Genomic DNA, 13,507 nt, shown 5'->3' with positions numbered 1-13,507 from the left:
ATTCGATAGTATGACTCATATTAACAATTTGATTTCTTTCTTGCGGCATTACGGGCCTATCCCTGCTGGGGACAACATGTACGACGAACTAATTCAATCCGAGATAGAACGGCATGGGATTGATCCTGCAATTCACATTACTCCTGCCAGATTGCAGAAAGTTCAGGAGAACTTTGAGTCATCGGTGCCTCGCAATGTGATACTGACGGGGACAGCCGGTGATGGCAAAACATACCACTGCCGACGAATCTGGACGAATTTCGGCGGCGATCCTGAGCAATGGAAAGCAGGCGAGAAAATTGTCTCTCTCTCACTTCCTGCTTCCAGAAAAACGCTTACGATTATTAAAGATTTGAGCGAATTGACAGTAAGCGAGAAAAACAACGCGCTCGCCAATCTGGCCCTTGCAGTGACTGGCGGTAGTGCAAACAATGTTTATCTTGTGGCAGCCAATGACGGTCAACTTCTCGCCAGCTGGCGTGATTGGTCGGATTCCCAAGGAGAAGAAGCGCATAAGGTTTTCAAAACTGTAGAGGATATGCTAGTTGATGAGCGAACAAGTGACGACGCTCTTAATTTGGATCTTTTCAATCTTAGCCGTCTTGATGCATCTGAGCATTTTCAGGAGCTCGTCGAACAGATTGTCGCACATCCTCAATGGTCACAATGCGAAGGCTGTGACTTACTCAATAAAGATGGATCAACGACTTGCCCCATTCGTATAAATCGGGAACGACTCCGCAATGGAAGTAACGGGTCGGTATTTCGAAAGCGTCTGGGAGAGTTGATGAAGCTTGCCCGCGCCAACCGCATGCATATACCTATCCGAGACCTTCTTCTCCTGGGCGTAAACATTCTTTTGGGCGACCGGCAAGGGCAGCAAATTTTGTTGACTTGTCGAACGGCGAAGAATAGAGCAGAAAAACAAGATTATCGACTGACAAATCCCTACGCAAATGTGTTCGGAACAAACCTGCCTGAACGTCAGCGGCAACAATACCAGGTTTTCAATACACTTGAAGCTTTCGGCATCGGACGCGAAACAGATAACAAATTTGATAATTTACTTATTTACGGGATATACGATGATTCGGCACTTTACAAAGAATTAGTGTCGATGGACACTCATTACGGAGCATCGGCCTATGAAGCATGTCTACGTGATTATCTTGAAGGGGAACGGGAAAATATAGAGGAGTTTATGAACGCTCTGTCCCGGCAACGGCAGCGCCTTTTCTTTTCTTTGCCGACGGAAAGTGCTTTGGACCCCTGGCGATTAACCATTTATCAAGCGTCAGGCAGGTTTTTAACGTTTTTAGACGGGCTAGCAAATAGCAGTGATGTGTCACGCGTGACCGAACTTTTGGTCCGGGGGCTCAACAGAACGTTTTGTGGCATGATGATTGATGATGGTGCAGAACTATATCTTGCCTCCTCTGGAGGTGACGGACGGGGTCGGATAGCGTCTCTCCTCAATTATTGCCTGCCGACAACTAGACATCGAAGAGACCCCTATCTCAGCTTTGCAGTAGGAGCGGATGGCGCGACACCATGCTTGCAAGTTATTGATCCTGCGGGCCAAGGCGATGGCATCGTTGATAGTCTCACTCTTCAACTCACTCACTTTGAGTATCTTGTTCGCGTGGCCAGTGGTAGCCTGCCAGCTAGCTTCTCGCGACAGTGTAATGAGGATTTCCTCGATTTCAAATTGCGACTCATTAAAAGGCTTGATGATCTGATCGGTGAAAAACCTTCAGGTGATGAAATCAGTTTACAAGCGCTAACAGTTGATGAGCGTGGGCGAGCGCATGCCGACAACATTCGTATCAGGTTAGGCTCATGAATAAACGTCTCGAGGCTCCTGCCAAATACAGAAACGATGTTAATGTTTGGGTTGATGAGGCTATTTGGGGACACCGCCTATACAATGACCAGACGCCATGGCTTGTATTTCTAGAGTTCCTTGCAATCTTTCAGTCAAGACAGGCCGAGGGCAAAGCGCTACATGAGGGAGAACGCGACGGAACACATGAATCGTTTACCTACTATATTCCACGGCTAATTCCAATACGGCAATTGGTTTTTAATAACCCTCATATTCGTTATATTGAGGATAACTATCAATCTGACCCGGAGCGGTGGCGTGCATGGTTAAAGACATTTTCTACAGACAATAACTTTGAATATCTGCAAGAGCGTTTTGGGTCGTTCACACGGCTTGCTCGTGTAGTCGAGTTCTTCCAGACGACAGCAATTGAGCCACATCGTCAGCGCCGATGGAGTTCCCGTTTTCTATTTCCATACGGCCCAAATTGTCTCTATGCAGATTTGCCCGCAAATGTAAAAGGAAGCCCAGATCGACGCTTCTTCGCACGAAGCGGTGAATTGCTTTACCTGATGCTAAATCGCAGTGGCAAGGGTGTAGAAATAGCGAAGATGATTTCAGAGAAGTTACTGCGGCCAGGCGAGACATGGAATCGTGTGGTTCGTGCATTGTTGCCGGAGGGTTACCGAATCGATTCAAATCCAGTTTCAAGCACAATTGGCTATCTTCCTTTTGCCAAGCGCCCTGAATATGAAGAGCTTGCGGAAACATGGACTCAGCTTCTCAAATTAGACCTATCTGGGGAGGTACTGTTCGATCCATTGATGCGCCTTTCAGCTTTGCACATGCTGCTTTATATGCTGCGACGCGCCAATGAAGAGATTGGTGATTCAAGCGAGCCCAAATTTGTATTGGAAATAGCTTCACCACGAAGATCAACGTTGTTTGAACTTTCGAAGGAAAATTTCGGAGCAAATCGAATGCTATCAACGCGTGCGGTTCGTGCGTATATAGAATCTGCCAAAAAAGACGAGCGGTGGAGTGCCGCGTTGCAAGCAAGAGCACCATCGGAAGCTGTAAGAGAATATCTAACAGAACGCTACGAATGGCAATACGATGAGGGCTCGCCTTCAGGCGATCCGGAGGCAATATTTGAAGCCCTTAGAGGTTACGCAGAGAAGCGTCACGAACAACACGTTGCGAAAGTACATATGGAATGGGCAAGGCAAATTGGGTTGGCAGTATCACGCCGAGGTGCGGGTACATGGTACTCGCCTGATGACTTGCTGCTCAAAGCGCTTGTCATTTGTACTGTTGACGAAGGCCGCGAAGAGTACCATCGGTTTCTTGCCAAGCTATATGACCGTTTTCGACTGGTTATTGGCGCCAGTGAGGCAGAACGAGCGTTTGGGGTTCTTCCAACCGATCAGAACGCTTTTATGCTGAATACACAGCGCTTAGAGCAGCGCTTAAGGACTTTGGGGCTGTTACGCCGTCTTTCTGATGATTGTGCTTACGTCGAAAATCCGTTCAGGAGCAATGCATGACAAGAAATGAGCTCATTGCGTCAGTGGCGCTCGACTTTATAAAGACACATCTAAATCAGGAACCCGAAGGTTCTTTGCGTTTTTGTATGCTTGGGTTAGAGGCATCGCTTGTGCGCTCAATTGCGCAGGCAGTCTTGGCGGATTCAGATGCGGGTGCTATCGTTTCAGTCAAGATCTCCTCCTTCTTCGATCCAGAAAGCAATCTGCCTTTGGATGCAAGAAGCGACCAATCCATTACACACTGGCGTCACTGTCGTTTGGTAGAAGGGACACGTGCGGTACTCTTTGCTGCATCGCAAGAAGAGCTACAACGTAATGACAAGAGCGTTGAAAAAATCACAAAGATCGAAACTGACACTCTAAGAACAAGCTATGACGCTTGGATTGATAAAGTTGGATTGACATCTAACTATCTTGATGGACATAAAAGATATCACCTACTCACAGCTCTTCAATCTGCGAATCTTTCCCATGCCGCACGAACGATCGAGACCTTCGCAGATTTTGTGCTAGCCATTTCGGACGGAATTATCTGGAAAGGGCTTCCTTTACAAAAGGCTATAGACAATGCCCTTCCCAGCCTCAGGCTTCCTCGCTATGCAGGGTATTTTGATCGCATACCCGAGAAAAAGCGTAGATCACTAACTGAGTGGAGCAAGATATTCAAGAGTCTCCATAGTAAAGTTAGACCACTTCTTGTCCGAGAAACAGAGAGAGGGGAACCTATTCCACGCGACCAACTTCGGACAAATTTCAAAGATCTCTCAGATCGGTTGACCGATTCAGAACGAACGGCTATACAGAGCTTTCTTGATGCTGATTTGCGTATTGATGATTGGTCTGATGCCCAAAAAGGGTTAGCAGACCTGGATTGGAGGTCAATCTCTGACTTGTTCGAAGGCATTATGAGAACAGTTTCCTTGTCTTTGGGAGAACAAACCATCAAGTTCTTTGACGATGAATTTGATGATCTGCTGGAAGATGAAGAGCGTGAGCTACTTTCAAGAGATTTTCTCAAGGAGCCATCAGACGATCTTCAGAAATTCTTTGAAACCCACCGTGAACATCTCGCACGCGACAAAAAGCTGTCTGGAAAATGGGAGCGCTATATCTATCGTAACCCGCAAGTTTATCAAGATTTCCTAGTGGGATTGCTGGAAACTCTGGACAGCCTGCGCCGCCGTGTAAGTGACGAGGAGTTGAAAGAAAACAAACTGGCAATACGCATTCCTAATGCCCGAGAGAAAAGTTTCTGGCGTGGAAAGAACGCAAAAGTTGCGAGATATCTTGCCTTTCGTTACCGAGGGCTTCAAACAATTCTAGGTGAAAATGTCAAATTAGATTTTGGAAAGTTGTTGGAGTTTTATTATCCAAAAGTCGATGATGATCTTGTTAAGACTACTTCTGGCTCGAAAGAAGCACGGTCTATCAAATTCGAGGCCATCCTCGATCCCGAAGGTGCAAAGACTAAGCTTATATTCCATTGGGAAATGCCGATCGATGCTATTGCAACAGCCTTGCCTGATGATTTGTTGAATGTCGCCAACCAAGATAAAAAATGGGCCTTATTGCCGACAGCAGATATCGCCAGACAGTTTGTCAGTGCCAAGGGTAGTATTCAGCGCATAGCGCTCAATGATGTCAATACTATCCGGGACGTAACCAACTCAAATGATGGAAGGCTGGTTGCCCCTAACAAAAATAGCGGGGACAGAAGTACGCCGTTTTTGTCTGCACTCAATGAGATGTCAAGCATATTGGGAACATACAGTACAAAAAAAATTCATGAAGCGTTTGAGCGATTCATCAATTTATACACAAAGGCTATACGAGAGTGGGTCACACCAGAAGGCTCCGGAATTGCATCAGATGCCCTTATAGAACAGGCTATAGCCTACGGTGAGCTTTTTGATACTCTTCTAGAACATGCAAATAACGATCTCTCACGAGAAAGGCTTTGGCAGGAAATTTTGCGTGTTGGTATTGCAAATGTCGGCGCTGGCACTCCTGCTGCAATTGTTACACCGTGGCATCCGATGCGACTTGCCGAAATAAGTATTAAGGCACGCCAATCTGCAAAGCTGATCAATAATGTTCTAAATGCTAAAGAAGATGATATTTTTCGTGCTGACTTGCTGTTTGGCCAGATACAGACTGAACTCATTTCGAATTATTATCCAGAAGTCTGTATTGGCTTTGATCAAGATCAACCAATACTCCTTGCAGCAGCTGACACAATATATGATTACACACTAGCAGAGCCGCCGCTACGTCGGGCACGCCCGAATGGGGATGAAGCGCTTGACATTGAACCCGGTGTAGCAGCCAAAGCTTTTGGAAATGTCGGAGAACAATACCTTAAGCTTCTCCCTCATGAACGCAGTAATTTCTCAATAGTGCTTTATAACGCTGAGTCTAAAGCTCTACCGAGTGCTCTAGCTTCCGAACTATCTAGCAAAGTCGAACAAGAAAATGACCTGCAATGTGATCTGTTGTTAACACATTCAGATCCCAAGCGTATTAGGCGGATGTATGAACAACAAAATGTTACCGTTAACGAAGAATCCGGGTCGGTCATGGCCAGCGAAGCCGCCAGGAACTTCCTCTCTAGACTGCGCGTTGGCTTTCTCGACGCCGCTAATATCCCTGATGATAGTATCGATCGGGTTGCTGACCTTGTGGCGCTTCAGGATGTAGTTGCACGCAATGCAAAGTTGGTCTGGAAACGCGCACCCGGTGAAAGACATTCTGAATTGCTTGATCATGTTCCGGCGCGCTGGTCTAGACGGCGCCCCATAGGTTTAGCTGATACAGCAACAGCAGTTTATCTAGCTTGCCCTGTTCAGCCTCATGTAGGTCAAAGCTACCTCAACCTAGTACAGGGCTTCCTCGAAGGTGGCAATGCTATGCCGAACAATGTCATCCCTGCACGTGAAGTCAATTTCCGCGATGGCGATATTGGTGATGTATTTCGTCAGACACACAAGATCGGTGAATGGGTTGTTAACTTCGATGAATTGGTTGACCGTCGTCTCTTGAGCAACAACGGAGTACATGTCATCCGTCATATTCATGACCGGCATGTAGATCGCAATATTGTTGTATCGACAACATCCAACCCCAGACTCCTTCGTGTACTTCTGAAAGAGCGCCTGGAACGACTTGATCCAGCAATCATCGACGAAAATGAAACCGTTATTGACCGACTTATCGAACAGGCCAATGCACTATCCGGTCAAATCGTTATGCGCGCAGCACGTTACGGCCACTATGCGAATGAATTACTTGGTATTGTCTTATCAATGGAGCAAATCCGAACTGGACTTGGAAGTGCAGATTTACCGATGGGTTGGTTTTTTCTGGATGATTTAGCCTCTTGGTTCGGCCAGCGGGAAGAGCAAATTGCCGATATCATGGCGATTGCCCCTCGTATTGTGAATGGTATGCCCGTTCTAAAGATTGCAATTTCTGAAGCCAAATTTGTCAGCTCGCTTGGTTATAGAACTCAGGCAAAGAAATCTGCAAAACAACTTGAAGAGACTGTTGCTCGTCTTAGCCGTGCGATTGATCCAAAACACAACCGAATAGACCGTGAAATCTGGCTACATCGATTAGGGGATTTCATGATAGAAGGCATGGAGCCGTTTGATCCGAATTTAATGAACTGTTGGGATCTACACAAATGGTCAGATGAAGTCAGACAAGACAAAATTCCGATTCAACTTGCAGGATTTTCACATGTCTTCATTCATGACACTGAGGAATGCGTAGATGCGGGAGATGTAATACCTTTAAAAGGAATGCCTCATTGTACGCAGCAAGTCTTCGACAAAACAAGAGTTTCTGGATTTATTCGATCTTTCGCTCAGCAGAATTCGGTTTCTGCTATGCAGACAGTATCTGAAGGTGAAATGTGGGCTGACGCGCTTGTTTCTAAGGAAACAATCTTTAAAAACTTGCAAACCGATACCCAGCTTAGTAGCAACCATATGTCGCAAGGAGTGAATTCAGTACCCATATCAAACAACAAGTTCGATAAACCAGAACCACTAGAAGAAACAAAACAAAACGATTTCGTAATAGCATTAGAAAAGACAGAATTTCAAATGGAATCAGTGGTAGAAGACACTAAAGATGCTATTCCAAATAAATTGTTAAAAATGTGGTTATCTAATCAACTTGCGGAATGGTTGAAACAAGTTTTTGACAAATCTAATGTTGTAGAGTCTTCACGCCCTACTAATAAGCACAAACCATCTTCAACCAAGCGGGTAGTGTCTGAAGACGAAGAGTGGAACGACGCGCAGGTTTCTAAGGAATCAGCATCTGACAACGAACAAGCTAATGCTCAGTCTAGGAGCAACCAAATGTTGCATGCAATGGATTCATTATCTTTATTGAATAACAAGGTTGTTAGCCCAGAGCCACCCAAAGAAACAAAAAATATTAATTCGCCAACACCAGTAGATGGAAATGTTTCATCTCAACCAGAACCTGAGATGAGGGATAGAGAATATGCTATACCAAATGATTTGCTAAAAATGTGGCCATCTGGCGAACTCGCTCAATGGGTGAGTTTAGGTACCTTCTCAGATGAAGAAGATGAAGATACCAAAGCCTGGCTGGATACAACGGTCAAATCATTGCAGAGAGCATTGCGCGGTTATGAAATGACTGCAGAACTCATCGGAGCGCGATTAACACCCAATGCGGCGCTCGTGCGCTTTCGGGGATCAGATGATTTGACTGTAACAAAGGTCGAAAAGAAGCGACAGGAGTTGCTGACGTCCCATGCTGTTGATGTCATCAATATTTTGGCCGCCCCGATGGAAATTATCATCATGGTAAAACGACCACATCGGGCAATATTGCATTTGCGGGACCTTTGGCGACGACGCGAGCTTCCTTCAACCGCACCTGAGTCAAATAATAGTCTACTGCTTGGCGCAAAAGAATCAGATGGTGAGTTGCTATATCTGAATGTAGGGAATGAGTTTGGAGGGCATCAGTCTCATGGACCTCATACACTAATTGCTGGTGAAACAGGAAGCGGCAAAGGCGTCTTGGTACAGTCCCTCCTGCTAGATATTTGCGCAACAAATTCCCCCAAAAGAGCACGCATACGTATGATTGATCCTAAGGCCGGGATTGATTTTCCGTGGCTTCGCACCATGCCGCACCTTGATGGTGAATTAATCACGGAGCAGGGTCAGGCTATTTATGCTTTGGAAGAATTAGTTGCTGAAATGGAGAGAAGGAACAGATTACTGGCTGAGGCAGGTGTCACTAAGCTCGATAACTATAATTGCAAGGTCTCTTCTTCCGAACAGCTTCCGCGCATATGGCTGTTTCATGATGAGTTGGCGGATTGGATGATGATGAATGAATATCGTGATGCCGTGGATCTAAATGTAAGTCGTTTGGGAGTAAAAGCACGTGCAGCTGGAATTAACCTAGTATTGATTACGCAACGACCTGACAAAGATGCACTACCAATGCAACTTCGTGCAAACTTGACGAATCGCCTAGTCTTAAAAGTTGCAGACAAGAGGAACTCAATTCTTGTTCTTGACGAGCCAGGTGCTGAACGATTACTTGGTCGCGGTCATTTGGCAGCTAAGCTGTCAGGAGAAGGTAGAGTTATCCTTGCACAAGTGCCTTTTGCTTCGGAAGAAGAAATTTCTGAACTTGCCCACTTGATTGCAGTGGCACGTAAATAGAGTTAGTAATGAACAATCATCAACACCAAATTGATAATAAATAGAGGAAATTTGGTTTGTTCCGAATTACTGCGAGAACCGTTCTAGAACTTGGCTCTGAGCTGATTAGCTCAGACATAATAGCATTCTACGAACTCATCAAGAATGGTTTCGACGCACGTACCAAGAGTGGTGTCGATGTTCGTTTCGATATCTTGCTATCCCAACGAGCTTATTTGCGACTCCAAAATAAAATCGCCACCGGTGGTACCTTGGAGGAGTTAAAGGCGCAGATTAAGTCGGAGTTGCTTCCAACGGCTAGTGAAGGAGCGCGTGGAGATTTCACTGCAACCATCAATAAAGCAACATCAATTGAGTCTCTATCACAATGCTTCGAGATGGCTCAAAAAGGTTATAACACTATTACCATATTCGATAATGGTGTCGGGATGTCGCTAGAAGATCTCAATCGCAATTTCCTCGTAATTGGTACCCCGTCACGAAAGAAAGAGGTTGAAGCTGCACTTCAACGTGGTGACAAACAGACGCCATATCTTGGCGAGAAAGGTATTGGTCGGCTTTCAGCTATGCGGCTTGGAGAACGGCTAAGAGTTGAGACAGCCAAAATATCTGACTCTCACCTCAATATCCTCGAGATCGACTGGGCAGAGTTTGGTGATATAGATGCCATGCTCGATCAGATACCGGTTGCACCAGATATTGGAGATACCAAACCAAAGAATGACTGGTCAGGTACCTCAATAGTTATTAGCGATCTCCTAGAAAACTGGACTGAATCCCGGGTACGTGAATTGGCGGAGTATGATTTTGCTCGTCTGACTGACCCCTTTGCAGATGCAGGATCACGCCCCCGTATTGCGATCTATTGGAACGGCGAGCGTATAGCAATTCCAATTATGTCGAGTTCTATCCTCAACGCCGCCCATGCACGCGTGAAAGGGAATTATGAAATTATCAATGGATCACCGGTTCTTACCTGCAATTTTGAGGCACTTAGCTTAGGTTTTGAACACCCGATCGAGCAGCAAACGTTGGTGCTCCCGGTAGAAGATCTTCAAGCAGCAATTATTGGTAAAGATGGTCCTGTGGAAGATTCAGCACTTACTTCTATTGGTCCTTTCAGCTTCGAAGCACACTGGTACAACAGACGAAGACTCTCTAGCATTGATACTATTGGCGATCAGCGAGCGGTGCGTGAATTACAGCAGAAATGGTCAGGAATTCTTTTATTTCGTGATAGATTCAGGGTGTTTCCTTATGGAGAAGATGAAGACGATTGGCTGGAGCTTGACCGGAGAGCGCTACGGAGATCGGGGTATACACTTAATAAAACGCAGTTTATTGGTCGTGTAAATATATCTCGAACTGGAAATCCAATGCTAGTCGATCAAACTAATCGAGAAGGATTGCGCGAGACGTCTGAGCAATATGTACTTCTCCAGGTACTACGATATTCAGTTCAGGATCGACTAGGCATGTTCATGCAGGACATCGAACGGCAATACAAGCATCAAAAAATAGATCTATCAGATGCACAGGCAAAAGTCATCAAACTTGAAGATCGTGCTCGTACTGCTATCCAGCAGTTGAAAAAACTCACACCTCCTGAGGGGGGAGAAGCGATTGAGGATCTTCAGCAGACCTTGTTTGAGTTTTCTGAGTTCGCTGCACAAGCACGGAAGCGAATTGAAGAAATGGAGCAAGAAAGTCGCCAAATGATTGAAATGGCCGGTGTTGGCCTAATGGTCGAAGTGGTAGCACATGAACTGGCACGGGCATCGGAAAATGCACTTAAAGCACTTGTCAAGCTTAAGGGTAACGATGTCCCATATCAGTTGAGAAGTTACTTCAACACACTTCAGGCAGAGATGAAGAGTATTAGTAAACGGGTTCGTGTGTTAGACCCGTTAAGTGTGTCTGGCCGACAACGGCTAGAAATATTTGCATTGGATGAAGTAATCCGCGAAGCAATTGAAGCCCATGAAACGCAGTTCAAGCGTCATAAAGTATGCGTAGCTTTAGATCTCCCAAGCCGACCGTTACTTGTGCGTGCTGTAAAGGGTATGATAGTGCAGATAATAGAAAATCTTATTTCAAACTCAGTCTATTGGCTAGACATGCGTGTAGAACGTGAGTCCTCGTTTAAAGCTGAGATTAAGATCGGCCTATCACGTAGTCCTCCAACAATGACATTTGAAGATAACGGCCGCGGTATCGCACCCGAAAACCGCGAGCAGGTTTTCAAGATGTTTTTTTCACTTAAAGATAGCCGACGGCGACGAGGCCTCGGGCTTTATATTGCTCGTGATGCAGCACAACACCATGGTGGCACGCTGGAACTAGATGAAGATCGTAATCCCGAAACAGGTCGCTTACATCGCTTTATTTTAGAGTTGCCGAAAGGAACCGAAGTATGAAGCTTCGTGACCTGCTTGCAGAAAAGGGTATTAGACGAGCACTCGTTGTTGACGATGTCTGTGATTCTATACCCACTGCAAATGATATTGGTCCGGCAAACGAGGCTTGGCCAATATTTAATGATGATTTGCTCGAAGTGCACAAGGCGAAGATAACTGACGCGTATCCTCCAGCTACAAATAGACGCTTCGATGAGCTTATAGCCGATGATGGTTACGTTGCAGCTATTTGGAACTTACGTGATTATCTTGGCGAAATCTGTAACCCCCTCTTTGAAACATACATTAGTGACCAAGATTCTGACCGTCGATATATAGAACTGGCACTGGCGAAACTCAGAGTCCTTGGCCTTGAGTGTGAGACCTCTGGACGAAACTTCACTGCCGCTGCTCAGTCTATTGATTTAATTTTGATCGATTTATTTTTCAACAAAACTCAAGATGATTCCGCACTAGATGAATCAAAGGATAAACTGAAACTCGCCCTTTCGACGAGGCGTGAAAACCCGCCACTAGTCATTCTTATGTCACGTAGTACTCGCCTAGATGCAAAACGTGACGAATTCCGAGACTATGTCGGATTACTAGATTCTGCCTTCCGTATCATTAAGAAATCCGACTTAGAAAATAATGATCGTCTTGAACGTCAACTTGAACGCCTTGTAGAAAACGCTGTGGATTCTCGTAAGTTGGCTACATTTTTCTGTGCACTTGAAAAAGGGATGGCTAGGGCGACCGATCGAACCCTAGAGCTTCTTAGAAAATTGCGTCTTTCTGATATTGGACAAATCCAGCAACTTCTATTGAGCGTTGAAGGGGAGCCTACCGGTAGTTACCTTGTCGATGTGTTTGATCGCATTCTTCAGCATGAGATAGAGCGCGAGTCTACTATTATAAATGCTGCACTTGACCTAAACGAATTTTCTATTGCAAATCATCCCCCTCCCTACATTGCTGGCTCACCTGAACTGCAAGTAATAGTCGAGCGTATCTTGGCTCAGAATGCTGAAAGATTGCGTTTGCCAGGGGCGCTCGAAGCTTCTGTGGCCTTTGGTGATATTCTAAAAATGACAGAAACCGCCGATGTAGATAGACTTAAATCTTTATTACTTGTAGACACAGGACCCGATAAGGTCATGCTGATTTTAACTCCAGCGTGTGATCTGCAACGAGGAGGAGCTCCTCGTATTCTTTTACTAGTGGGGACACTAAAGTCCCTCGGGGTACATGACTGGTCATATAAAGGTGATGCCAGAACACCCGTGATCAGTATTGGAAAAAAATTATCATGGATTCAATGGAATTTAAAACACATCGATACGGTCTCGCATGATCAGCTTGGGCAGGTGTTCGAAAATGGCGATCTTGCAGTGGTTGCTCGTCTACGCGAAGCTCATGCTCTTGAATTACAGCAAAGGGTTCTGTCAGGACTTGGCAGGGTGGGAATGGTTGCAAAGCTACCCGCGACCTTTCCGGTATGTGTAGAAGTCTATTATTCCAATGTAAGTGGAGTTCCAACGAGACTAGATATCCCTGCTCTCGAAGAGGCTGCAGTATGTTTTGTGGGACGAGATGAGAAAAGTGAGCCTGTACTCCGGCTTGTCATGACTGACCATGCCAGTGACGGAGTTATAGATGCTGTTACCGAATTGGATGAGAGACATATATCAGAAAAAGCTCGACAAGTTTTCGATCACGTGCGCACATCAGGCGATTTAAGGCAAATGTTAACTAGCGGTATAAGTCTCAAAGGTGCTAACGACAGTAAATGGTCTTATATCCCATCCTTAACAAATACGGATAGAATCCCTAAACTTGGTCTATTGGCTTGGAACTATCTAATCGATTTGAAAGCGCTTTCAAATAATGATCTTTCAAAAGCTGGCATAATTTTTTTGGTAAGAGACCTTTCACAAGATAATACTCCAGGTCTTGACGCCGCTATGCAAAGCGGATTACTCAAACCAGATAATAATCCTGAAAATTAATTGAGTGAAA

General features: G+C 45.3%; 4 protein-coding genes and 2 pseudogenes. All 6 read left to right on the top strand.

Annotated elements, in window-relative coordinates:
• Positions 1-10 precede the first annotated feature (10 nt).
• The 6 genes and pseudogenes from HRU78_12915 (at position 11) to HRU78_12890 (ending at position 13,497) form a co-directional block, all read left to right on the top strand.
• Positions 11-1,843, top strand: coding sequence for a hypothetical protein (locus HRU78_12915; protein ID QOJ24428.1), 1,833 nt, complete (start codon positions 11-13; stop codon positions 1,841-1,843).
• The gene (locus HRU78_12910) at positions 1,840-3,372 is read left to right on the top strand and encodes a hypothetical protein (protein QOJ24427.1); all 1,533 of its coding nucleotides are present in this window, start codon (positions 1,840-1,842) and stop codon (positions 3,370-3,372) included. The genes HRU78_12915 and HRU78_12910 overlap by 4 nt, the downstream gene beginning before the upstream one ends.
• A pseudogene (locus tag HRU78_12905) lies at positions 3,369-7,565 on the top strand (DNA translocase FtsK). The gene HRU78_12910 and the pseudogene HRU78_12905 overlap by 4 nt, the downstream one beginning before the upstream one ends.
• A gap of 339 nt (positions 7,566-7,904) precedes the next feature.
• Positions 7,905-9,092 (top strand): annotated as a pseudogene (locus HRU78_12900) (DNA translocase FtsK).
• Positions 9,093-9,148: 56 nt separating this feature from the next.
• Positions 9,149-11,509, top strand: coding sequence for a sensor histidine kinase (locus HRU78_12895; GenBank protein QOJ24426.1), 2,361 nt, complete (start codon positions 9,149-9,151; stop codon positions 11,507-11,509).
• A complete protein-coding gene (locus HRU78_12890; protein QOJ24425.1) occupies positions 11,506-13,497 on the top strand; it encodes a hypothetical protein in 1,992 nt (663 codons plus the stop codon). Before HRU78_12895 ends, HRU78_12890 begins: the two co-directional genes overlap by 4 nt.
• Positions 13,498-13,507 lie beyond the last annotated feature (10 nt).

The organism is Gammaproteobacteria bacterium (assembly GCA_015709635.1).
In the GTDB taxonomy this organism is placed as follows: Bacteria; Pseudomonadota; Gammaproteobacteria; order Burkholderiales; family Nitrosomonadaceae; genus Nitrosomonas.
Note: the sequence above shows the minus strand (reverse complement) of the source record. Positions and strands in the feature narration are given on the sequence as shown.

Coding starts and splice junctions, on each gene's coding strand:
- HRU78_12890 (QOJ24425.1), top strand. CDS start 11,506: ATGAAGCTTCGTGACCTGCTTGCAGAAAAGGGTATTAGACGAGCACTC.
- HRU78_12910 (QOJ24427.1), top strand. CDS start 1,840: ATGAATAAACGTCTCGAGGCTCCTGCCAAATACAGAAACGATGTTAAT.
- HRU78_12915 (QOJ24428.1), top strand. CDS start 11: ATGACTCATATTAACAATTTGATTTCTTTCTTGCGGCATTACGGGCCT.